Raw genomic sequence first — 22,388 nt, forward strand, 5'->3', positions numbered from 1 at the left:
AATAAAGGTTCTAAGTCAAATGTTGGGGTGGGGCTATTAGCTCCTACCCCTTTAACCTATTGAATTGGCTACGGATTTAAATTGATGGTGTAATAATACCCTTAATCTCAATCGATCATATCTCTTGAATCCAAAGGCATTTCTCTTGATAACCTTTGTTTGATTATTCAATCCTTCAATAAACCCATTACTATACCCAAAGGCAAAGCTGTTCAATATTTCAGGTTGCCAATTTTGTAGCGTCTGTATCGCTTTTTCAAATTCCTCTAAACCCGCATCTTTTACTTGCGTATAAAACTGATACAGCCCTTCTTTAACCTCTTTCATATTATCTTTTCCTATTTTCTTTGCTTCTTCAAACCAAGTTCGATAAGATTCTTTTAACCCATAAGCTGTTCTCAAATCTTCTGATAACCCTAAATATCTTTCTAAGTACCAATGTTGTTTTGCGCTAAGGGCTTCATAATGCTTATAAAATACATGCTTCATTCGCTTGCACTTTTTACGATCATAAGGGTGGAATTCTTTTTGAACTCGTCTTCGCACACGTTCGAGTGCCCAATAAATATAACGACAGAAATGAAATCGATCCGCTATAATAATAGGATTCCCCAATGCTTGTTGAACAGCTGATTTAAAGCTATGACTCATATCCATAATGACTATTTCTACTTTTTCTCCCTTTTCCTGTAGATACTTTTTCACCGTTTTTACGGACCGATCAGGAAGAATATCCAAAGGCTCACCTGTCTCACCATTACCGATAATGGTTTGATATTTACCTTTATTTGTATCGCCCTTATATTCATCGATCGCTATTACCCGTGGCAGAGCTTTAACCTCACGTAATTTACCAGCTGATACGTTATCAAAACGTCGCATAGCTGTATTGGATGACGTATGAAATTGGGCAGCAGTATCCTTGAAATTCTTCCCCTTTATCACTCGAAAACCTAACGCCTGATTCCATTCCACCGTATGTCGCTGATAACGATAGACAATATTATTGTTTTCTACAAACCTCTTTCCACACTCACACCTATAACGACGCTTACGATAAAAAATATAGGTTCTACGTTCAAACAATTTTAAATGCTGAATTTTTTGCACTCGATAATCATGAATACGCTCTGTTATCTCCCCACAAGAAGGGCATTTATGAGGTTTTTTTGGCAACTGAACATGAATATGAAAGGATCCCTCTATCTCCTCTGTTTTCGTTATTTTCATTTCTTCTAATCCAGGTAATTTCATGTTAAAATACATATACACGCAACTCCTATCCACTTGTTTCTCGTCAATTCAAGTTTAAAGGATATAGGAGCTTGCGTGTTTTTTTATGCTTAAATTTTACTAAAACCCCAACATATATTTTAGAGCCATAATAAAGAAGATAACCCAGATGACTCTTGGGTTATCTTCTTAATTTAAATTACATTATATGAATTGGAGAACCTAACGCTACTTCTGCTGCCTCCATTGTAATTTCACCTAATGTTGGATGAGCATGAATAGTAAGTGCTAAGTCTTCTGCAGTCATACCAGCTTCAACAGCTAGTCCAATTTCAGAAATCATATCACTAGCGTTTGGTCCAGCGATTTGACCTCCTAGAATTAATCCATCCTCTTTACGAGTAATAAGTTTTAAGAAACCGTCTGTATTATTTAAGGATAATGCACGGCCATTTGCCGCGAATGGGAACTTACCAACCTTCACGTCATAGCCTTCTTCTTTTGCTTGTGCTTCAGTAAGACCAACCATAGCCAATTCTGGCTCAACGAAAGCAACAGCAGGAATACCAATATAATCAACTTCAGATTTTTCACCGCTAATTGCTTCTGCAGCAATCTTACCTTCATAAGAAGCTTTATGCGCTAATGGAGCACCTGGTACAATATCACCAATAGCATAGATGTTCTTCACAGTTGTACGGGATTGTTTATCAACTTTAATAAGACCTTTTTCATCTAATTCGATACCCACTTGTTCCAAACCAATTTCACTTGTGTTTGGACGACGGCCTACAGTTACTAAGACATAATCCGCCTCAATTATTTCTTCTTTCCCTTTTACTTCATATGAAACTTTTACACCATCTTTTGTTTCTTCCACGCCTTTAGCCATTGCTTCTGTAATCACTGTAGCGCCTTTTTTCTTCAGACCTTTTTTAACTAATTGAGTCATCGATTTTTCAAATCCGCCTAAAATATCTTTTGCACCTTCTAGGAATGTAACCTCTGTACCAAAGTTAGCATAAGCAGTCCCTAGTTCTGTTCCAACATATCCAGCACCAATTACAACTAGTTTTTTAGGAATTTCTTTCAAATTTAATGCTCCAGTCGAGTCTAGAACACGATCAGAGAATTTGAAAGTTGGAATTTCAATCGGTGTAGAACCTGTAGCGATAATACAGTTATTGAATTTATAGGTTTGAGAATTTTTCTCATCCATGATTTTTGCTGTATTGGCATCGACAAAGTATGCTTCACCTTTTACAATGTCAACTTTATTTCCTTTAAGAAGTCCCTCAACACCTGATGTAAGCTTATTAACTACTGAACCTTTCCATGCCTGAACTTTATCAAAGTCCACAGACACTTCTTTGGTTGTAATGCCGATATCTTCACTTCCATGTGCACCCTCAACCATGTGTCCAGCTTGAATTAAAGCTTTTGAAGGAATACATCCAACGTTTAGACATACGCCTCCAAGCGCACCTTTATCGACGATTGTAACTTTTTGTCCCAATTGCGCAGCACGGATTGCAGCAACATAGCCACCAGGTCCTGCTCCAACAACAAGAGTATCTACTTCTACTGGAAAATCTCCTACTACCATTACTTACGCCTCCATCATAATTAATTGTGGATCATTTAATAATCGTTTGATTTGATTTAGAGCCATTTGAGCTGTTGCACCGTCAACAATGCGGTGATCAAAGCTTAATGAAACGGCAAGTACTGGAGCAATCGTTACTTCCCCATCTTTTACAACCGGTTTTTCAGCAATACGACCAATACCTAAGATTGCTGCTTCTGGATGGTTAATGACAGGGGTAAACCATTGTCCGCCAGCAGAGCCGATGTTAGAAATTGTGCATGAAGCTCCTTTCATCTCATCAGGTGCTAGTTTACCATTTCTTGCTTTATCTGCCAATTCATTAATTTCCTGAGAAATTCCAAAAATAGATTTTCTATCCGCATTTTTAACAACAGGAACTAATAATCCTTTATCCGTGTCGGCAGCAATACCAATATTATAGTAATGTTTTTGTACAATCTCATCTGTTGCATCGTCAATAGAACTATTTAGAATTGGATATTGTTTCAATGCAGAAACTAATGCTTTTACAACATAAGGTAAATAAGTCAATTTAATACCTTGATCTAAACCAACTTGTTTAAATTTCTTACGATGTGCTACTAATTCTGTTACATCTACTTCATCCATTAATGTAACGTGAGGAGCTGTTCGTTTCGAATTAACCATCGCATTAGCAATTGCCTTACGAATACCAGACATTTTCTCTCTTGTTTCTGGGAATTCTTCTCCAGCAGGTACATAAGGTTTCTTCGGCTCTTCTTCTTTAATAGCATTTGCGGATTGTGCAGTATCTGCCGCTGAAGCCTGCCCACCATTCACGAAGGCATCAATATCTTCTTTAAGAATACGTCCATTTTTACCTGAGCCACTGACCTCAGTAATATTCACATTATTTTCACGAGCATATTTTCTAACGGATGGCATAGCAATAACTCGTTTACCATTATCCGCTGTATCAGCTGCAGTAGATTCTGTTTTTGCTTCTGATTTATCTGCAACTTCTTCTTTTGGATCCTCTTCTGTAGATTCCGTTTCTTCTGATTCATAACCTTCCGCATCAAATGTTATAAAAACATCACCTACAGTCGCTACTTCCCCTTCTCCTACATGGATTTTTTTAACCGTGCCATCTACTGGTGAAGGTATCTCAACAACTGCTTTATCATTTTGCACTTCACAAAGTACGTCGTCCTCTTTGACTTCGTCTCCTTCTTTATAGAACCATTTTACAATTTCGCCTTCTGCAATTCCTTCCCCGATATCTGGGAATTTAAATTCGAATGCCATTATATTGTACCTCCTAATTTTAGAAATTCATTACTGTGTTTACTTTTTCTACGATGTCTTTATGATTTGGAAGCCAAACTTCTTCAGCATCAGAAAATGCGTATACAGTATCAGGCGCTGTCACGCGCAGTACCGGTGCTTCTAGATGAAGAATAGCTCTTTCTTGAATTTCTGATACAACATTTGCAGCAATACCAGCTTGTTTCTGAGCCTCCTGTACGACAACTGCTCGATTTGTTTTCTTAACAGATTCAATGATTGTGTCTATATCAATCGGAGAAACTGTACGAAGGTCTATTACTTCAGCTGAGATACCATCTTTCTCCATTTCTTCTGCTGCTTTTAGACATGAATGAACCATTGCACCATAAGAAATTAATGTGACATCTGTTCCTTCTCGTTTTACATCAGCTTTTCCTATTTCAACTGTATATTCTTCCTCCGGTACTTCTTCACGGAATGAACGGTAAAGCTTCATATGTTCTAAGAATATAACTGGATCATTATCGCGAATTGCTGAAATTAATAAACCTTTTGCTTCATATGGTGTTGAGGGAATTACCACTTTAAGTCCAGGTTGTTGTGCCACAAGACCTTCTAGTGAATCGGCATGCAATTCTGGTGTATGAACGCCACCACCAAATGGTGAACGTACAGTAATTGGCATATGCCATCTTCCACCTGAACGATAACGCATACGAGCCATTTGTCCACTAATGGAGTCCATTACTTCATATACGAAACCAAAGAATTGAATTTCAGGAACTGGACGAAAGCCTTGAGTTGCTAGACCAATTGATAAACCGCCAATACCAGACTCAGCTAACGGTGTATCAAATACTCGATCCTCACCGAATTCATCTTGTAATCCTTCTGTAGCACGGAATACCCCACCATTTTTACCAACATCTTCACCAAAGACAAGGACATTTTCATCATTTTTTAATTCCGTGCGCATTGCATCCGTAATCGCTTGGATCATTGTCATTTGTGCCATGTTTTATTTCGACTCCTTCTCTTTGTATTCTTCCATTTGCTCCTGTAGGTGACTTGGAAGTTCTTCAAACATATTTCCAATTAAGTCTGTTACTTTTTGTTTTGGATATTTTTCTGCATCTTTAATTGCTTGTTTAATATCTTCTTTTGCTTCTTCAATAACCTGATTCTCTTCTTCTTCTGACCATAATTTCTTACTTTCTAAGAACTTACGGAAACGTACTAATGGGTCTTTTTTCTCCCATTCATTATCCATTTCCTCTGAACGATAGCGAGTTGGATCATCACCAGACATAGTATGTGGTCCATAACGATATGTTAATGTTTCAATTAATGTTGGCCCTTCACCAGCTACCGCACGATCACGAGCATGTTTAGTAGCAGCATATACCGCTAATACGTCCATACCATCTACTTGAATTCCCTCAATACCTGCAGCTACGGCTTTTTGAGCTAATGTTTTTGCATTAGTTTGTAATTCACGTGGTACAGAGATAGCAAAACCATTATTTTGTACAACAAAAATTGCTGGTGCTTTATAAGCTCCTGCAAAGTTAATCCCTTCATAGAAATCACCTTGTGAAGTACCACCATCACCTGTATACGTAACCGCTACAGTTTTCGCTCCACGCTTCTTCATACCTAAAGCAACACCAGCAGTTTGTACGTATTGTGCACCAATAATAATTTGCGGGCTTAATGCCTGTAGGTCTTCAGGCATTTGATTTCCGTGGAAATGACCTTTTGAGAATAAGAATGCTTGATATAGTGGTAGCCCCTGCCAAATTAGCTGAGGAACATCACGGTATCCCGGTAATAGAAAATCATCTTTTTCAAGCGCGAACTGACTTCCAAGCTGAGAAGCTTCTTGTCCTGCTGTTGGCGCATAGAATCCTAAACGGCCTTGACGGTTCAACGCAATGGAACGTTGATCTAATATACGTGTATATACCATACGACGCATTAATTCCTTCAACTGATCATCTGAAAGCTCAGGCATAGCATCTTTATTAACAATTTCCCCATCCTCATTAAGGATTTGGAACGTTTCGAACATACTTTCAACACTTTCTAATACGTGTTTCAAAATAGTTCACCTCTTCCTTTCTTAGCTAAAATTTTATTTTCACTTATTAGCTTTTCCCAAAATCGGAAAAACTGTACTTATAATTTATAATTCTTGTACCCATTTTATTGTAATTCAAACAAAGGAATCATAAATTATGTATCTCTGTTATATTAATTAACACAATTTTTATTGGTACAATCATTAACTAAAAACAATATATACCATTTTAAATTAAAGGTCAATGACTTTGTTTTATTTTATTTCCTTAGTTTAATTGGGTTTCTCTAATCATTACAATCTGTTGTAGTACTACCACCACCATGTATAACACAGAATTATAACAGCGTTTACATATATGTAACAGTAATCGGAAATTTATGAAACATAAAAAAATAAAAAAAGGTCAAATTACATAGGTAATTTGCCTTTTCTCAAATTATTTCATTACTATTTATTAATCTGAAGGAGGGTTTTCATCAAAAGTAACCTCTAACCCTGCGGCCTGATAAAACTCTTTTTTTAATTCGTTATATTCTACCGTATATTGATTAAACTCTTTATTTGCATCTAGTACTTTTTGATAACTATCGTTTATTTTATTAATATGATCTGTTAATTCCTCCTGTTTTAAATCCTCTCTTTGTAACATTTCATATAATTTTTTTCCAATTGTAACGAAGTAACATAAGAATTGTTTAATTTTTCATACGTTGAATACCTATTATTCATAACCCTATACATTTCTTCTACTTTACTGCGAACATTCTTATCTTCAATATTTGTTATAAGTTTTTCTATGTTTTGAAACTCCTCTTTAGATTTAAGAATACTTTCCTTTTCTAGAGCCATTAAATCGGATCGTTCGTCAATTATTTCGATAGCTTGTTCAGATAAATTTACTATTTTTTCAAATTCATCCATCCCTAAGTCAATAATTTGTTTATAAATTTCTTGTTCTTTTATTTCCAATTTAGTAATTTCACTTTGCTGTTCTTCAAAATCCTCTTCTAATTTTACTGCTTTTTCTAAATGCTTATGTATCTTTTCCTCGGTGGTTTCGCCGATACATGCACCTAAATAGGTACACATGCATAAAAATATAAACAATAAAAGTGCCCTTCTTCGAATATACACGTACTTCCCTCCTCTAACCGTACACTATATAGTTAATATCTTTTACATTATCCCATTAATAATACTTTTCTTTCTTAGTATTAGTTTGTCCCAATAACAAATATATGATTTATTTTATGTAGTTATGTTAGAATAATTTATTGATATGATATATGACGATAAATATTTTTATTGTTTTCCAATATTAATTTCTAAATTAAAGGAGTATATAAAATGATTACAATGAAAGATATTGTACGTGAAGGCCATCCTTCTTTAAAGAAGGTAGCAGAAGAAGTTTCCCTTCCTATAAGCGATGAGGAAAAACAGCTCTTAAAAAAAATGCTCACATTTTTAAAAAATAGCCAGGATGAGAAAATGGCTAAAAAATATGGTTTAAGAGCAGGTGTTGGCCTTGCTGCTCCACAGCTTGGAATTGAAAAACGTCTAATTGCTATTCATTTTGAAGATGTTGATGGGAAGCTATATAGCTATGGTTTGGTTAACCCAAAAATCATAAGTCATTCTATTGAGGGGGCCTATTTAGCTGGTGGAGAAGGCTGCTTATCTGTAGACCGTACTGTTGAGGGCTATGTACCACGCCATCGCAGAATTACGGTAAAAGCTACAGATATAGAAGGAAACTCTGTTAAATTACGTCTAAAAGGTTACCCTTCCATCGTTTTTCAACATGAAATAGATCATCTAAATGGAGTTATGTTTTATGATCGTATCAACAAGGAATTTCCATTTAAAGTACCAGAAGATTCGGTTTCTATTGAATAGTTCCCAATTTCAAGTGTCCTATTAGGGCACTTTTTCTTTTTGCTTTGTATTCTTGTTGCATTATTCGTAGATAAATTATTTCACCTTTTCTACTACATATATAAAAATGCATAATTATTGTACCTTTGTAAAACCTAAGAATAGAAAAGAACTCTTAAGTATTAATAACTATTTTTTTCCATAAATAAGAGATTTTTATTTCAATATTTCTAGAAACATACTATACTATAGAATAAGAGGGATTGGAACGGTAGAAGTTTTTAGCGCTTTTCTTGAATCTTTGAAAGGAGATGTGCGTCATTATGCTTAAACGCCTAAAAGAAAAGCTAAAGAAACGTTGGAAAGAATTTTTAGGAAAAGAAGGACGTGTACCTACTACTTTTGAGAAGGACTACCATTAAAACTGACCAATCATAAATGCTATATTTACGCCCATTATACATGGAGAAGCATTTCAGCATTGTAACAGCAGGTTAACCTATAGTCATGGAATTACAGAACGGAAAATTATAATACACATCTTTAAATGTTAATTAGAAATGAATGAAGTAAGGAGAGAATAAAAATGATTTTTAAAATTTTATACCAAGAAATACCAGATGAGATTCCTGTACGCGAGCGGACAAAATGTTTGTACGTAGAAGCAGAAACCGTACGCGAAGTACGTCAAGTTTTAATTGATAAAGGCTATAACATAAATATCGAATACATCCAGCAGTTAGACTCAGCACACTTAGATTACGAAAAACAATCCGAAAAATTTAAAGTGGAGAACGCCTAGCCGATGAAATTTGTAAAAAATGATCAAACTGCAGTATATGCACTAGGCGGATTAGGTGAAATCGGTAAAAATATGTATGCCGTCCAATTCCAGGATGAAATCATTATTATAGATGCTGGAATTAAATTCCCAGAGGATGAACTCCTTGGAATTGACTATGTAATTCCTGATTACACCTACCTCGTTCAAAACCAAGATAAAATAAAAGGATTATTCATAACACATGGACATGAGGATCACATTGGTGGAATACCATATCTCCTACGTGAGATAAACGTACCTATTTATGCTGGGAAATTAGCAATTGGATTAATTCGAAATAAATTAGAAGAACATGGATTATTAAGAAATGCAAAATTAAATATTATTCAAGAAGATGATGTAATAAAATTCCGTAAAACGTCTGTAACATTTTTCCGGACTACTCACAGTATTCCAGATGCATTTGGCATTGTTGTCAAAACACCTCCTGGAAATATTGTTCACACAGGTGATTTTAAATTTGATTTCACACCTGTTGGTGAACCTGCTAATTTAACGAAAATGGCTGAAATCGGTAAGGAAGGTGTACTCTGCTTACTATCTGACAGTACAAATAGTGAGGTCCCAGGGTTTACAATGTCTGAAAGAGTTGTAGGTGACAGTATTAATGAAATCTTTAATCGTGTGGATGGAAGATTAATTTTCGCCACCTTCGCATCTAATATATACCGCCTACAACAAGTAGTTGAAACTGCCGTTAAGCATAATCGGAAAGTTGCAGTATTTGGTCGTAGTATGGAATCAGCAATCAATCTAGGTCAGGAATTGGGTTATATTCAAGTACCGAAAGAAACGTTTATTGAAGCAAACCAAATTAATCGCTTACCAGCAGATGAGGTAACCATCTTATGTACTGGTTCACAAGGAGAGTCAATGGCTGCTCTTTCCCGAATTGCAAATGGTACACATAGACAAATTCAATTAATACCTGGTGACACTGTTGTATTTTCCTCTTCTCCAATCCCTGGAAATACAGTAAGTGTTTCACGAACAATAAATAAACTATATCGTGCCGGAGCAGATGTAATTCATGGTAAATTAAACAATATTCATACATCTGGACATGGTAGTCAAGAAGAACAAAAGCTTATGCTACGTTTGATGAAGCCGAAATATTTCATGCCTATTCATGGTGAATACCGCATGTTAAAAGAACACATTAAACTAGCTACTGCCTGTGATGTTGAATTAGATAATTGTTTCACAATGGACAATGGCGATGTTCTGGCATTGGGCAAAGATAGTGCCTCTGTAGCAGGAAAAATTCCATCTGGCTCGATTTATGTTGATGGAAGTGGAATTGGTGACATCGGAAATATCGTGCTACGAGATAGAAGAATCCTATCTGAAGAAGGACTAGTAATTGTGGTTGTTAGCATAAATATGAAGGAATTCAAAGTTGCTGCAGGTCCAGATATTATCTCTCGAGGCTTCGTATATATGAGAGAATCTGAAGATCTTATAAATGATGCGCAAAAATTAGTTTCCAAACACTTGGAAAAGGTTATGGAGAGAAAAACCAGTCAATGGTCTGAAATTAAGAATGAAATTACGGATACCATTGCACCTTTCTTATATGAAAAAACAAAACGTAGACCAATGGTTCTACCGATTATCATGGAAGTATAATTAAAAGGCATTGTAGATGAAACTACAATGCCTTTTAAATTGCTCTTTATTTGTTCATTCCACGTTGTTAGTAATACGACACAACTTGAGTTCTGAGGTGTTGATTACCGTCCAGCCAGTTACGTGCTATTAGAACAATTATATTATATGTATGGGGATTCTATATTCTACTACACAGGACATCAGCCTTATTTTGCTATATTAGTCATCAATTACTAAACGTTTCTCAAATCGTGATAAATCAATATCTGCTCCAATAACGATTAAAATATCATCTGGTTTTAACGCAATATCCGCCTGTGGCGAAACATTAATATCCTTCCCTTTTTTAATAGCTACCACATTACATCCATAGTTTGCTCGGATATCCAATTCAGCTAATGACTTTCCTATCATCTTGTGACCAACCTTCACTTCAGCAATGCTATGTTCCTCCGATAACTCTAAATAATCTAATATATTATTTGATATAAAGTTATGAGCTAATCTTTTTCCCATATCTCGTTCTGGATGAACAACCTGATCTGCACCAATTTTATTTAATATTTTTTCATGATAATCATTCTGTGCCTTGACTGTAACCGTAGTAACTCCTAAGTCCTTTAATATTACCGTTGTCAGGATACTTGCTTGTATATTTTCCCCAATCGCCACGATGACATGTTCGAAATTAGATATTCCGATTTCCTTTAATGAATCCTCATCCGTAGAATCAAGAATAACCGCATGCGACGCAATGTTTTTAAATTCATTTACCTTATCTTCATCATTATCAATCGCTAATACAGGCATCCCCTCTTCACTCAACTCTTTACAAACACTTCCACCAAAACGCCCCAATCCAATTACGGCAAATTCCTTCTTTTTCATAAAAATTTCCTCCGACAATGATGTAGAATGTTATTACTATGTAAATTATTCTACCATAAACCATTCAGCAAAAAACAGATTCGGTATTCCGAATCTGTTTTAATGCCACTGTTTTAGATATCCTCTTTATGATAATTTATCATTAACCATTTGTACTATATCTTGTGCTTGATAACCACGAGCATTAATGACAGAACCTTCTATAGTTGTATCAGCCATGCCCATTACATCTTTATCCTGTCCGGAAATGATGCAGCAATCACATCCACTAGCATCAGCCTCAGAACGAAGGTCAACAACTTCATGTCCCATTTCCATTAACGCTGCTTTTACATCCGAAAGTGTTCCTTCAACACCAATACGTGCCATACGTATTTCCTCCTCTACATATGAAAATTCTACATATGTAGTTTCACCAGTTTTGTTTAAAATATACAAATTTCCGGACGGAGTACTTTACAATACTTAGCTATAGTAATTTACAAAGTAAACATAAATTGAATCTTCAAATTGTTAGATGAACGAATCGGGCTTTCAGGGGGCAATTTTTGCCCCTCCTAAGGATTCGTTATTCCTCCATTTTTGAGGTGGGGGGTTGAGTGCCCCCTTAACCTGCGATAAACTATTTCTCATTTTGGAGGACCAATTATCTTTTAAATAGCTTTGAGGTATAAATTTCTTTTTTCAACTTTTTTAAAATTGATCTTCTTGTAAGAATTCCATCAAAATAACTTTGTTCGTCAACAACACATACAAAAGCATGGTCAATCATTGCGTTTAACCCATCTAATAAGTTATTTTCCTTTGATAGTCTAGGTATACTAGTATTCATAACATCCTTGACACGTAATTCTGAAAGTTTCTCTGTTTCAAATCGCTCCATACCTAATATTTGATTCAAAATTACTGTTTTCCCAATAATTCCTGCTAATTTATACTCAGAATCTAAAACCGGTACAGCAGCGTAACCTGATTTAACCAGAACTAGTAAAGCATGTTCTAACGGGTTGTTTACTTGAACATGAGCAACTTTTTCAGAGGGAATCATCAACTCATTTACAAGTATCTCTGAAAGGCTTCTTTCTTCTTGAATCATACTCATATTAAACTCCCCTTTTAATCATGATAAACATCTTCAAATGTACACGTTGTCTCTACCTATATATATATTTTATCATAATCTAACAAAAGAAACATTAAGGGTGAATGTAACTCCCTATATAGGCACCCTATAGATTTTAATTGATTAATTAATGCACACTATTGTTATAATACGAACATATGCTAACATATCATTATAGTGTGGACGTATATTGAACCTATTAATAAACAGGTAGTCAAACGTACCGCCACACAGAGAAGATTTTTGACATCAATGAATCATAAGCCTCCATAAAGCTTATCTAAACATGAACCCATACTTAAATGAAATTTTATTAGCGTGTTATGAGATGACACGCTTTCTTTATTCGTATAAAATATAACCATTGCCATTAACATGGCTTATTACATCCTATACAATATATGCAACAAAACAGAAAAGTATGAAAGATTTTATCTAAATATAGATATATAACACTGATTACGGGAAAGGTTTGTTTTTATGAATCGACGCACCTTTTTAAAACAAGGGGTTGGAGGTTTATTAGCTGTCCTGGGGCTAAGTGGTGGTGGATATTATTATGCAAAGGATATCGAACCTTCCATGCTCCACACTCAACAAGAAGTAATTACTTCTAAAAAAATCCCCTCCACCTTTAATAACTTTAAAATTGTTCAATTTTCGGATACACACATTGGTTTTCACTATTCCCTTGAACAACTTCATCAACTAATTAATAAAATCAATGCACTAAACCCTGATCTGATTGTTTTTACCGGAGATCTAATTGATAAACCTAATCAATATAATAATTTGTCCAAAGTTCAGAACAAATTATCATTGTTAAATGCACCGTATGGCAAATACTGGATATATGGTAATCATGATCATGGGGGATATGGAACAGATATCATCCGAAATACAATGGAAAAAGCTGGTTTTGTTTTATTGCAAAATAATCATTCTATTATTGAAAAAGAATCAGGCCGATTTATCCTAGCTGGAATTGATGATGTCATGTTAGGTAAACCAAATTTACAAAAAACATTACATCAGGCGAATAAGGAATTATTTACCATTTTATTAGCTCATGAACCAGATTTTGCAGATGAAACTGTAAACTCTACCGTCGATGTACAATTATCCGGTCACAGTCACGGAGGACAGGTACGTCTTCCCTTGATTGGACACTTGTATACACCAAGTTATGCTGAAAAATATGTTCAGGGAAAATACCAACTACGGAATGAAACCTTTACACTTTATGTAAATAGAGGGATTGGAACAACTCGTCTTCCATACCGTTTCCTTTGTACACCAGAAATCCATGAATATATACTTCAATCGACATGATCGAATAGGTTACCTCCTATAGCCTTTTTTGTTCACAGCAAAGTCAATATTCTTTCATTTCATTCCATACGTAAAATGGTATACTATTATTATACATAGTATCCATAATGAAAGGAGTGATGGAATGAAGTACTTACCACTTATTCTCTTAAGTTTGATTCTTTTTTTAACAGCATGTGGTGGATATCCTATCGATACAACGATGTCAGAAGAAGTTAGTGATTTTACATTTACAACACAGGACAATGAACAATTTAGTCTAAGCGATTTAGAAGGAGAATGGTGGATTGCTGACTTTATCTTCACAAATTGTACAACAGTTTGCCTACCCATGACTTCGAATATGGCAACCTTACAGTCTAAATTGAACGAGGAAAATATAGATGTTCATTTGGTATCATTCTCTGTTGACCCTGAAAATGATACACCTGAAGTATTAAAACAATACGGAGAAAGCTATAATGCAGATTTTTCTAATTGGACTTTTCTAACGGGTTATGACTTTGAAACGATTAAGGAATTGTCAATTAAATCCTTTAAAAACTTCGTTGCCGCAGCACCAGAGGGTGACGATCAGGTATCCCATGGAACAAGTTTCTTTTTAGTAAGTCCTGAAGGTGAAGTTATTAAAAATTATAGTGGAGTTGATTCGAATCAACTCGATTCTATTGTATCCGATTTAAAACAATTGAATTAACTATAACATCGTCCTTCGTCTACATAGATGAAGGGCATTTTTCCTCCTCATTCTAGTATTCTCTATCTCAATTTAACGACATCTATTCTGTTTTTCTCTTGCTTATAGACAAGCTTTACGATACGATAGAATTGATATTACTTCACTTTGATGAAAGGAGGACACTTTTATGGAACAACAGAAAGACTTCATAGCGGACCTTGCTAGAGCCCTATATACGATTAATCGTCACGCTAAAACTGCTCCACAACCTAAACATCTATACTTTATTAAGAAAGAAACCATTAATAAATTATTAAAGGAAAAACGAGCTAAAAAAGTGGGATTACATTTTTCTGATCACCCAAAGTTTAGTAATCAACACTCCACATTATTGGTAAAAGTAGACAAATATTATTTCCATATTCCCCCAACTAAAGAAGACTTCAAAGAACTTGAGCATTTAGGGTCACTTGACCAAAATTATCGGAATCCTCAAACAAAGATGTCTTTATCAAAAGCAAAAAGTATCGTTTACCAATATATTGATTGGAGACCTGAAAAAAAACAAAGCTCCATAAAAAGAAGATATACTTCTAGGTATTACACCCCTTCTTCCCTAGGGAAAATGGAATGGCCGCCAACTCGTAAGTCAAGGAGAAAATATTAATATTTATACCTACTATCATAAAATGAACATTTTTTGGTAAACTTGGATTAAAAAAGCTTAGGCACTGTCTATGCTTTTTTTGTACCAAAGATGATAGACTCCCTCCATCTTTTAGATCTTCCCCATAAACTTACGTACACAATAGTACAATATAAGTATTATACCGAACCATCCTAATACTTGTAACATGGTATCAAGCAAATTAAATAGGATAGATGCGATTCCTTCCATATACATGGCATTAATAAATAAAACAATAATCACAAGCATGCTACTGACTACATAGCTTAATAATTTTGCAGATTTCAATTCTATAAACCAACTGATTACAGGATGAACAATAAGATAAGTAATAATCGCCCCTAAGGAAAACATCAGAAAATAAACCTGCTCAGTTTCTAAACCAAGTGCATTTAAATGGGATACTTTAATAAAACTATAGATGGTATTTTCCATTCTCTCCCCCTCCTTTTCATCTTTACCATCATTTTTACCATCCATCCCCTAATCTATACGATTCTTCTAACAAATATTCTGACATCTATTATAACTTACTTAGAAGAGAGAAAGACAGTTGCAATCATCAAGATGTATGTGCGGTAAAGTGAATCACCTAAATTCCAATAAAAGAGGGAAGCGAAAATAAGAAATTCTTATTTCTGCTTCCCTCTTAAATTAAGTGCACAGATTTATAGATTGTTCCTAGACGTTTAATTTATCAGAATCAGAACGTTTTTTTTGTAGCAAATATTTATTATGTTTCTTTTCTAAACGTAATTCTATTTGCTTTATACTCATTTCATCCTTTAATAATTCTTGCTTATTTTGTTTTACTAATTGTTCGAAATTTAATGTCTTTGGTCTCATAAGTTACACTCCTTATTATGTTCTACTACCATTATACCCTATTTTTCGACTTTTAGACAAAATTATTTGAACATTTTAGTAAAATTCTATAATTCGTAAAAAGGTGGTTATTTCAAAACAATCACGTTATTAAAAAAGGGATAAATAAATCATGCATAATGACATAAATGGTAGGATAAATCCAATTAAAAGTGAATTTTTGTGCATATCATTTATCTACTAAAGAACTATATATGGAGTATGTCAAATGAAAGTGGACAAAATTCATAGAATTTTCCGAATAATAAAACCAAAATGGTAGTATAAAATAGCCCCAATTGGAATTTTTGATAAAGCAAAATAATATATATGTTAATGCATTATTTTAATGCTTTACCAATGGATTTGTTTCATCAGCATTCTACAAAATGGAATGAAAGGATTTTGAAACACCGTTTCCAAATGGGGCTAGTTTTACAATACTAGAGGGAACATTTCTTATTTTTCTTAATTTCCGACATGATTTTACATGGTATAAGGGTTTTAGTTAGAGCATAGTGGAAAAAAACATTAGTTCCTGAAAGACATTCTAACTTTTGGGCAAACCTACATGCGATTATCCTATGCATTTAAATAAATATTCATTTCCGAAGACGAGCTTGATTAGAAGTTAACTAATATCCCATATATTTATTCCAAATCATCTTTACCCTTTAAGCTATCGTAAAGGTTTAATAGTCTATCTAACTCTTGACTAATTGCAACGGATTCTGAATCAGAATACCCTTTCTCCAGAGCAACCTTAGTCATTTTTTTCCGTACTAATTCTATTTTTATCAACAGATTTTCAGAAGCAGTCATTATCTTGTTTTTAAAGCCTCCTTTTTATAAAGGGAATAATGTATTATTTATATGTCACATTCATTATACGCAATTGCCACACGTCTATCTTCAAAAGGTACTTCCATTTTTCAACATTCCTTTAATAATGTAGCATATGGAAAATTCATTGACAAGCTTTTCTATCAATTTAATTTATTCAGTAAATTATTTAAAATTTGATGCGAAAAAATAATGGTCGATTCCTATGACTGACTATGCTACTATAAATATATATTCTTATGGGAAGGGATGTCTTTTTTGGCGGATACAGAAACAAAAAAGAAAAACGAATGGCTAGAATGGGGAAAAGCAATTATTATTGCTATAGTAATTGCATTTTTACTACGAACATTTATCTTTGCCACCTCTATTGTTCAAGGAGAAAGCATGGATCCAACACTTGAAAATGGAGAAAGAGTTATTTTTAATAAATTAGTTTACTTACTTGATGAACCTGAACGTGGTGATATTGTTATCATTCAGAGACCAACCAAAAATTACGTTAAAAGAGTGATTGGTCTTCCTGGAGAAACTATTGAAATTGTAAACGGTGAGTTATTTATAAACGGTGAAAAGTATATTCAAACATTTTTAACAGAGGAAGCTAAATTACAAACTAATAATTTTGGACCTGTTACTGTTCCAGACGAACAATACTTCGTTATGGGAGATAATCGTGCTATAAGCAAAGATAGTAGAAATGGACTTGGTTTAATACAAGAAAGTGAAATTATCGGGAAATCGGAGGTAATTATCTATCCATTAAGTGAATGGGAAAGAACTCAATAAAACAAGGAGGAAAGTCATTGGGCTTCCCCCTTGTTTTATATCCATGAATTACTTCTCACTATCTAATACACTATAGCCAATATTTAATGCTAATATTCCAAAACAAACAATTCCGAATACAACGTCCACTGATGTCACACCCCTTTCAAGAAAACTACAAATAATCTTATCTCCAAATATTCCTCTCTTTTATCATATAACATCCCTACATATAAAAAAAGTATTTATATATCACCACTTGAATAAAGGACCTAAATTTTAGTTGGTTCTATTCATCATGTAAAAATGATAAAAACTAGTGAAAATGTCCAAACACTTTCCAAAATAATACATATTGTATTAGTGAATCCTTTTGGGAGGTGAAATTATGGGCTATTGTGGAGGCTATGGATACGGCGGTGGCTATGGTTATGGCAACAACTTTGCTTTAATCGTAGTACTTTTCATTCTTTTAATCATTGTAGGCGCAGCTTTTTATTGCTAAATAAAGGCAAATAGCTTGTGCTATCGGCTTTGATAGCACAAGCTATTTATTTTCAAAAATTGATTACAAGCGTTTATCCAATAATGATTTTTTCTTTTGGATAATGTACATCTCCACTTTTCTTCTTTCTTTCGAACATTAACAAGAATGTTAAAATCCCTACCCTACCTATAAACATAAGCATCATTAAAATCACCTTGCTTAACGTGGTCAAATCACCAGTTATTCCTAGCGACAACCCTACTGTTCCGAATGCAGACGTTACCTCAAAAAGCACTTCCATAAATGAAAATGGCTCTAACTTAAGGATGACCAATACAGAAAGAAAGATAATAATTCCTGCCATAAATGTGACGGTTACAGCTTTAGCTATATCCCCTTCATATACTTCTCGATTAAAGATACGTATGTTTTTTACTCCACGGGCATAGGAAAGGACATAAATGACAACAAGAGCAAATGTTGTTGTACGAATTCCCCCTCCTGCACTACTTGGGGAAGCCCCAATAAACATTAGGAAGGACATAAATAGATGATTTTCCTCTGTTAGTAAACCAACGTCCATCGTGGAGAGTCCTCCACTTCTCGTAGTAACAGATTGGAATAAAGAATAAAAAAGTGATTCATGCCAGTTTTTTCCAGCAAAAAAGTAGTTAAAATCAAGCAGGTAAATTCCGAAGGCACCTACTACTACTAAAATAAAAAAAGTAAATGTTGTAACCTTCGTAAATAAACTAAATCGCTGTGTATTTCTCTCATCGCTTTTCGCAAATATGTATTCTTTGGCTTCGATTAAAACAGGAAATCCTATTGCACCAAATACGATTAACAAAATATTAATAAATTGTACAAAGTAATCATGATGAAATGGTCTAAGAGAAGATCCTGTAATATCAAATCCCCCATTAGAGATTGCGCTGATAGTTCCAAATAACCCATGTAAATACGCTTCCTCCGCGGTCGGGTAAAACTGTAAAAAATAAGTCCCTAAAACAAGAAATCCAATCAGTTCTATCACTAAAAGGACATAAATAATTTGTTTAACTAGATGAACCATTCCTTGGAAACTGGTTTGGTTTTGATCCGTCATAATTAATCGACGTTCTTTTAAACCAATCTTTTTCCCAATCAAAAGCCATATTAGTGTACCAATAGCCATTATTCCAACTGCACCAATTTGAAGTATTACTGCCAAAATAATATATCCTGTTGTACTTAATGTATCTACAATGGAAACCGTACTTAAGCCCGTTACACTGACTGCACTAACAGCTGTGAATAATATATCAATAAAAGCAAATTCCACTCCATCCTTATGCGAAATTGGTAATGCAAGAAGGATTGTTGCTAAGGCTACGGCTAACATATAAAAGACAATTAAAATTTGAACCGGAGATAGTTTGTTTATCCAATTAATTTTTGAATGGTATAATTTCATATTGTACTCCTAAAGTTAAAAAGTCGATATATAGTATATAATTTTACCATAAGTGCTAAAAATAGATAATTAGATGATTTATTTGGTTATCGAATCATTTCCCCTTTAAATAATACATTAATGTTTTCACCGATATCATTTACACTTATTATATTTGCTCTAAAAACAACAGGTTCATTCTCTACCCTTGTTATCTTTACTAGAAGAGATATTTCCTTTTCTCCCCACTTTTCAAAAAATACCTTATGCTCCTTTTCTAAATATGCTTCTATAGCCCATCGGTTTTGATCCAATTCATCTTCCTGATTTATAATTAGACCATCCAATAAAGGAAAATTTATTTCTTTATCTCCAGCATTCAATACCTTTAATAATTTTAATTTAAATGTTTTCATCCTCTATCCCCCTATTTTCTATTATAGTACCTAGAGTCTACAATAAACCTTACATACTTACAATGAATCGAATATACAAAATACATTAAACCCTTAAAACACAATAACCTAACATAATTTCTGAAATTAATGTATAATCGAAATAAACCTTAAAATTATAAGGAGCGTTCCGGATGACAAAGTATTTCTTTATCTTCTCTTTTCTTTTAGTTATTTCCGTTGGTTGTTCAAACAATTCAAATCAGCCGGTCATTCAGAAAGCCGATAATAATGCTACCTCTTCCAAAGAACCCACTATCCAAGAGGAAACGATAGAAGATGAATATAAAGAATTTATAGAGTTTCAGGTTGAGAAAGATCATGTAAGAGTTGATGTTCAAGCAATACCCATTTTAAGTCAATATCTAACAGCAGTTAAACATCGAAAATCAGCTGTAGAAGAGATGAAACTTGAAAAATTACCAATTACCGAACAACCTATTTACTTATTAGAATTTTCCTGTAAAAAAGAACTATGTTCCTATCTTTTATTAAGTCAAAATAAGGATAAACGTTCCTATCTTGTAGCAGATTTGGCTAGATATGAAAACGTAATTCCATCGCCAGATCAAACAAAATTCATAATCGAATTCAGCAGATCTTCAGACAACCTACAGTCTGGTCATCACCTTATTGCTTTTGATATAAAAGGATGGTCACCACTATTATTACAAACAAACACAGGTAATTCTGATATTTTAAATTATCATTGGCCGTATAAAGAAGTGGAATGGCTGGACGAAAGTAGCTTATCCATTAAGGTTTCAGACACGGATAGTCAGCCTACAAAGGAAAACAAAGATATAGAAAATAAGACGATACAACAAACGACGATTTTACATGTAAAGGAGTAGATTAAATCATGAATCAAACAATAGAAACAATTTTAAACCACCGGTCTATCCGAAAATTTAAAGATAAAAGATTGACAGATGAACAAATACATACGCTAGTAAAAGCAGCACAACAAGCTCCAACTTCTAGTTATGTTATGGCATACACCATTATTGGAGTAAATGAAATCAGAATAAAGGAACAATTAAAGGAAATATCAGGACATCCTCATGTAACAAATAACGGACATTTATTTATTTTTTGTGGAGACCTTCATCGTGTACGTATTATTGCATCTGAAGAAGAAAAACAACAAATGAATGATAGTATTGAAAGCACTGAACAATTCATAGTCGCAACGATTGACGCAGCATTAGCAGCCCAAAACTTAACGATTGCCGCTGAATCAATGGGATTAGGAACCTGCTATCTTGGTAGTATTAGGAATAATATATATAAGGTGAGCGAAATTCTAGAGCTTCCGGACCATGTCATTCCATACTTTGGATTAGCTGTTGGATATCCTGATCAACAACCAAACATTAAACCCCGTTTACCATTTGATGTAATCTATCATAAAAATAAATACGCTAATGATGATAAACAATTACCATTACTGTCGAAATTTGATGAAGAGCTAAAAGAATATTATCAAAGTCGTTCTAGTAATAAACGAATAGATACATGGAAAGAACAAATGATGAGAAAATACACGACATCTCTTCGTATGGACGTTACTCCTTTCGTCCATAGTAAAAATATAAATAAAAGATAAAGTGTATCTGAAACATAGGAACAAGGCTAAAGCCACAACGCCCATTGCAACACTTCCTCTAGACCTATGTCCTGTAGGGCCCGAACGAATCGGGCTTCTAAGGGAAGTTTATACCTCAAGGGTATGAAAAAGGCCCTCCCTCACCTAAAATGATGAATGTTTCCTTCATTTTTAAGGTGGGGGTATAACCCGCGATAAAAAAATCAGAGTACGACACTCTGATTCCTTTAATTAAACATTAAATTTTCAACATGCTGGATATCAACAATCTCACCATTTGCAATAAATCTCGCTTTTATATATAAATTACACTCCCCTCTCTGTTTTCTTGGAAGTGATATCGTATCTTGATAGTAAATATTTCCACGATGAAGCTCTCTAGTGACTAAACTACCAGTAAAGTCATGATTTTGGTTATCTAAGGATACAGAAATTAATGGGGTTTGGTGTTTTATTTCAATTGGGTTTCTCCCAACATATTGAAGGGATTGATGTACATATATTCCACGTGGTGCCTGCTCTACTTTCATATGTAATATAAAGTCTTCAAACTTCTTATCAATTGCTTTTTCTTCCTCTAAAGTTACGCCTTTTCCATAAGTCGAATGAAAAATAAAATAACCAGTGATACCCACACCTAAAATAACAAAAGCGAAAAATAATTGTCTTTTCATTCTAAATTCCTCCCGATAATTCCCCTACTATTAA

General features: G+C 34.1%; 24 protein-coding genes and 1 pseudogene. 10 read left to right on the plus strand and 15 right to left on the minus strand.

Translation table 11 applies throughout. The features are described 5' to 3' along the window. Positions 1-51: 51 nt before the first annotated feature. From CAO17_RS09145 to CAO17_RS09170, 6 genes and pseudogenes are all read right to left on the minus strand, one after another. Positions 52-1,272, minus strand: coding sequence for an ISL3 family transposase (locus tag CAO17_RS09145; RefSeq protein WP_085991018.1), 1,221 nt, complete (start codon positions 1,270-1,272; stop codon positions 52-54). Between the two features lie 160 nt (positions 1,273-1,432). Beyond that, positions 1,433-2,839: a dihydrolipoyl dehydrogenase gene (gene lpdA, locus CAO17_RS09150; protein WP_085992520.1), complete on the minus strand. Its 1,407-nt coding sequence runs from the start codon at positions 2,837-2,839 to the stop codon at positions 1,433-1,435. A 3-nt stretch (positions 2,840-2,842) separates the two neighbouring features. Continuing rightward, complete coding sequence (locus CAO17_RS09155; RefSeq protein WP_085992521.1) at positions 2,843-4,111, minus strand: dihydrolipoamide acetyltransferase family protein; 1,269 nt, start codon at positions 4,109-4,111, stop codon at positions 2,843-2,845. Between the two features lie 19 nt (positions 4,112-4,130). Next, entirely contained in the window at positions 4,131-5,108 is a 978-nt protein-coding gene (locus tag CAO17_RS09160; RefSeq protein WP_085992522.1) for an alpha-ketoacid dehydrogenase subunit beta, read from the minus strand. A gap of 3 nt (positions 5,109-5,111) precedes the next feature. Beyond that, positions 5,112-6,164, minus strand: a complete 1,053-nt coding sequence (gene pdhA / locus CAO17_RS09165; RefSeq protein WP_179152021.1) for a pyruvate dehydrogenase (acetyl-transferring) E1 component subunit alpha — start codon at positions 6,162-6,164, stop codon at positions 5,112-5,114. A gap of 466 nt (positions 6,165-6,630) precedes the next feature. Then, positions 6,631-7,265, minus strand: a pseudogene (locus CAO17_RS09170) (YkyA family protein). 258 nt (positions 7,266-7,523) lie between these two features. Between CAO17_RS09170 and def the strand changes: the two are divergent. The 3 genes from def to rnjA all read left to right on the plus strand — a co-directional run bounded on the left by def (position 7,524) and on the right by rnjA (position 10,527). Then, complete coding sequence (gene def, locus CAO17_RS09175) at positions 7,524-8,075, plus strand: peptide deformylase (protein WP_085992524.1); 552 nt, start codon at positions 7,524-7,526, stop codon at positions 8,073-8,075. A 565-nt stretch (positions 8,076-8,640) separates the two neighbouring features. Further along, complete coding sequence (locus tag CAO17_RS09180; RefSeq protein ID WP_085992525.1) at positions 8,641-8,856, plus strand: DNA-dependent RNA polymerase subunit epsilon; 216 nt, start codon at positions 8,641-8,643, stop codon at positions 8,854-8,856. A gap of 3 nt (positions 8,857-8,859) precedes the next feature. Next, positions 8,860-10,527 (plus strand): ribonuclease J1, encoded by a 1,668-nt coding sequence (gene rnjA / locus CAO17_RS09185; protein WP_085992526.1) that lies wholly within the window; start codon positions 8,860-8,862, stop codon positions 10,525-10,527. Between the two features lie 201 nt (positions 10,528-10,728). Here rnjA and CAO17_RS09190 read toward each other — a convergent pair whose 3' ends face one another. The 3 genes from CAO17_RS09190 to cbpB all read right to left on the minus strand — a co-directional run bounded on the left by CAO17_RS09190 (position 10,729) and on the right by cbpB (position 12,499). Then, positions 10,729-11,397, minus strand: coding sequence for a potassium channel family protein (locus CAO17_RS09190; RefSeq protein ID WP_085992527.1), 669 nt, complete (start codon positions 11,395-11,397; stop codon positions 10,729-10,731). A 126-nt stretch (positions 11,398-11,523) separates the two neighbouring features. Beyond that, a complete protein-coding gene (locus CAO17_RS09195; RefSeq protein WP_085992528.1) occupies positions 11,524-11,766 on the minus strand; it encodes a YkuS family protein in 243 nt (80 codons plus the stop codon). Positions 11,767-12,043: 277 nt separating this feature from the next. After that, a complete protein-coding gene (gene cbpB / locus CAO17_RS09200; protein WP_085992529.1) occupies positions 12,044-12,499 on the minus strand; it encodes a cyclic-di-AMP-binding protein CbpB in 456 nt (151 codons plus the stop codon). 501 nt (positions 12,500-13,000) lie between these two features. Between cbpB and CAO17_RS09205 the strand changes: the two genes are divergently transcribed. The 3 genes from CAO17_RS09205 to CAO17_RS09215 all read left to right on the plus strand — a co-directional run bounded on the left by CAO17_RS09205 (position 13,001) and on the right by CAO17_RS09215 (position 15,198). Next, positions 13,001-13,852, plus strand: a complete 852-nt coding sequence (locus CAO17_RS09205) for a metallophosphoesterase (protein WP_085992530.1) — start codon at positions 13,001-13,003, stop codon at positions 13,850-13,852. A 124-nt stretch (positions 13,853-13,976) separates the two neighbouring features. Next, positions 13,977-14,549 carry an SCO family protein gene (locus tag CAO17_RS09210; protein WP_085992531.1) on the plus strand — a complete coding sequence of 191 codons (573 nt, stop codon included), beginning with the start codon at positions 13,977-13,979 and terminating at the stop codon, positions 14,547-14,549. Positions 14,550-14,718: 169 nt separating this feature from the next. Beyond that, positions 14,719-15,198 (plus strand): YkyB family protein, encoded by a 480-nt coding sequence (locus CAO17_RS09215; RefSeq protein ID WP_085992532.1) that lies wholly within the window; start codon positions 14,719-14,721, stop codon positions 15,196-15,198. A gap of 111 nt (positions 15,199-15,309) precedes the next feature. Here CAO17_RS09215 and CAO17_RS09220 read toward each other — a convergent pair whose 3' ends face one another. The 3 genes from CAO17_RS09220 to CAO17_RS09230 all read right to left on the minus strand — a co-directional run bounded on the left by CAO17_RS09220 (position 15,310) and on the right by CAO17_RS09230 (position 16,905). Beyond that, positions 15,310-15,654 (minus strand): hypothetical protein, encoded by a 345-nt coding sequence (locus tag CAO17_RS09220; protein WP_085992533.1) that lies wholly within the window; start codon positions 15,652-15,654, stop codon positions 15,310-15,312. Between the two features lie 246 nt (positions 15,655-15,900). Next, positions 15,901-16,065 carry an FbpB family small basic protein gene (locus CAO17_RS09225; RefSeq protein WP_085992534.1) on the minus strand — a complete coding sequence of 55 codons (165 nt, stop codon included), beginning with the start codon at positions 16,063-16,065 and terminating at the stop codon, positions 15,901-15,903. Between the two features lie 669 nt (positions 16,066-16,734). Further along, complete coding sequence (locus CAO17_RS09230) at positions 16,735-16,905, minus strand: aspartyl-phosphate phosphatase Spo0E family protein (protein WP_085992535.1); 171 nt, start codon at positions 16,903-16,905, stop codon at positions 16,735-16,737. Positions 16,906-17,175: 270 nt separating this feature from the next. Here CAO17_RS09230 and lepB point away from each other — a divergent pair, with 270 nt between their 5' ends. Both lepB and CAO17_RS09240 read left to right on the plus strand, forming a co-directional pair. Beyond that, entirely contained in the window at positions 17,176-17,715 is a 540-nt protein-coding gene (gene lepB, locus CAO17_RS09235) for a signal peptidase I (RefSeq protein ID WP_085992536.1), read from the plus strand. 367 nt (positions 17,716-18,082) lie between these two features. Beyond that, positions 18,083-18,199: a YjcZ family sporulation protein gene (locus tag CAO17_RS09240; RefSeq protein ID WP_085992537.1), complete on the plus strand. Its 117-nt coding sequence runs from the start codon at positions 18,083-18,085 to the stop codon at positions 18,197-18,199. Positions 18,200-18,272: 73 nt separating this feature from the next. On the opposite strand, the gene CAO17_RS09245 is transcribed toward CAO17_RS09240, so the two are convergent. Both CAO17_RS09245 and CAO17_RS09250 read right to left on the minus strand, forming a co-directional pair. Beyond that, positions 18,273-19,637 carry a TrkH family potassium uptake protein gene (locus CAO17_RS09245; RefSeq protein ID WP_085992538.1) on the minus strand — a complete coding sequence of 455 codons (1,365 nt, stop codon included), beginning with the start codon at positions 19,635-19,637 and terminating at the stop codon, positions 18,273-18,275. Positions 19,638-19,723: 86 nt separating this feature from the next. Continuing rightward, entirely contained in the window at positions 19,724-20,032 is a 309-nt protein-coding gene (locus CAO17_RS09250; RefSeq protein WP_085992539.1) for a YwpF family protein, read from the minus strand. 173 nt (positions 20,033-20,205) lie between these two features. On the opposite strand from CAO17_RS09250, the gene CAO17_RS09255 reads away from it, so the two are divergent. Next, a complete protein-coding gene (locus CAO17_RS09255; RefSeq protein ID WP_085992540.1) occupies positions 20,206-20,925 on the plus strand; it encodes a hypothetical protein in 720 nt (239 codons plus the stop codon). A gap of 8 nt (positions 20,926-20,933) precedes the next feature. After that, positions 20,934-21,680 carry an oxygen-insensitive NADPH nitroreductase gene (nfsA, locus tag CAO17_RS09260; RefSeq protein ID WP_085992541.1) on the plus strand — a complete coding sequence of 249 codons (747 nt, stop codon included), beginning with the start codon at positions 20,934-20,936 and terminating at the stop codon, positions 21,678-21,680. 227 nt (positions 21,681-21,907) lie between these two features. Here nfsA and CAO17_RS09265 read toward each other — a convergent pair whose 3' ends face one another. Then, the gene (locus CAO17_RS09265; protein WP_085992542.1) at positions 21,908-22,354 is read right to left on the minus strand and encodes a hypothetical protein; all 447 of its coding nucleotides are present in this window, start codon (positions 22,352-22,354) and stop codon (positions 21,908-21,910) included. Between the last annotated feature and the right edge of the window lie 34 nt (positions 22,355-22,388).

Source organism: Oceanobacillus senegalensis (assembly GCF_900176885.1).
GTDB lineage: Bacteria > Bacillota > Bacilli > Bacillales > Amphibacillaceae > Oceanobacillus > Oceanobacillus senegalensis.

Excerpts from the sequence above, each read along its gene's own strand:
- lpdA (WP_085992520.1), bottom strand. The coding sequence starts at position 2,839 with ATGGTAGTAGGAGATTTTCCAGTAGAAGTAGATACTCTTGTTGTTGGA.
- CAO17_RS09155 (WP_085992521.1), bottom strand. The coding sequence starts at position 4,111 with ATGGCATTCGAATTTAAATTCCCAGATATCGGGGAAGGAATTGCAGAA.
- CAO17_RS09160 (WP_085992522.1), bottom strand. The coding sequence starts at position 5,108 with ATGGCACAAATGACAATGATCCAAGCGATTACGGATGCAATGCGCACG.
- pdhA (WP_179152021.1), bottom strand. The coding sequence starts at position 6,164 with ATGTTCGAAACGTTCCAAATCCTTAATGAGGATGGGGAAATTGTTAAT.
- def (WP_085992524.1), top strand. The coding sequence starts at position 7,524 with ATGATTACAATGAAAGATATTGTACGTGAAGGCCATCCTTCTTTAAAG.
- CAO17_RS09180 (WP_085992525.1), top strand. The coding sequence starts at position 8,641 with ATGATTTTTAAAATTTTATACCAAGAAATACCAGATGAGATTCCTGTA.
- rnjA (WP_085992526.1), top strand. The coding sequence starts at position 8,860 with ATGAAATTTGTAAAAAATGATCAAACTGCAGTATATGCACTAGGCGGA.
- CAO17_RS09190 (WP_085992527.1), bottom strand. The coding sequence starts at position 11,397 with ATGAAAAAGAAGGAATTTGCCGTAATTGGATTGGGGCGTTTTGGTGGA.
- CAO17_RS09195 (WP_085992528.1), bottom strand. The coding sequence starts at position 11,766 with ATGGCACGTATTGGTGTTGAAGGAACACTTTCGGATGTAAAAGCAGCG.
- cbpB (WP_085992529.1), bottom strand. The coding sequence starts at position 12,499 with ATGAGTATGATTCAAGAAGAAAGAAGCCTTTCAGAGATACTTGTAAAT.
- CAO17_RS09205 (WP_085992530.1), top strand. The coding sequence starts at position 13,001 with ATGAATCGACGCACCTTTTTAAAACAAGGGGTTGGAGGTTTATTAGCT.
- CAO17_RS09210 (WP_085992531.1), top strand. The coding sequence starts at position 13,977 with ATGAAGTACTTACCACTTATTCTCTTAAGTTTGATTCTTTTTTTAACA.
- CAO17_RS09215 (WP_085992532.1), top strand. The coding sequence starts at position 14,719 with ATGGAACAACAGAAAGACTTCATAGCGGACCTTGCTAGAGCCCTATAT.
- CAO17_RS09220 (WP_085992533.1), bottom strand. The coding sequence starts at position 15,654 with ATGGAAAATACCATCTATAGTTTTATTAAAGTATCCCATTTAAATGCA.
- CAO17_RS09225 (WP_085992534.1), bottom strand. The coding sequence starts at position 16,065 with ATGAGACCAAAGACATTAAATTTCGAACAATTAGTAAAACAAAATAAG.
- CAO17_RS09230 (WP_085992535.1), bottom strand. The coding sequence starts at position 16,905 with ATGACTGCTTCTGAAAATCTGTTGATAAAAATAGAATTAGTACGGAAA.
- lepB (WP_085992536.1), top strand. The coding sequence starts at position 17,176 with ATGTCTTTTTTGGCGGATACAGAAACAAAAAAGAAAAACGAATGGCTA.
- CAO17_RS09240 (WP_085992537.1), top strand. The coding sequence starts at position 18,083 with ATGGGCTATTGTGGAGGCTATGGATACGGCGGTGGCTATGGTTATGGC.
- CAO17_RS09245 (WP_085992538.1), bottom strand. The coding sequence starts at position 19,637 with ATGAAATTATACCATTCAAAAATTAATTGGATAAACAAACTATCTCCG.
- CAO17_RS09250 (WP_085992539.1), bottom strand. The coding sequence starts at position 20,032 with ATGAAAACATTTAAATTAAAATTATTAAAGGTATTGAATGCTGGAGAT.
- CAO17_RS09255 (WP_085992540.1), top strand. The coding sequence starts at position 20,206 with ATGACAAAGTATTTCTTTATCTTCTCTTTTCTTTTAGTTATTTCCGTT.
- nfsA (WP_085992541.1), top strand. The coding sequence starts at position 20,934 with ATGAATCAAACAATAGAAACAATTTTAAACCACCGGTCTATCCGAAAA.
- CAO17_RS09265 (WP_085992542.1), bottom strand. The coding sequence starts at position 22,354 with ATGAAAAGACAATTATTTTTCGCTTTTGTTATTTTAGGTGTGGGTATC.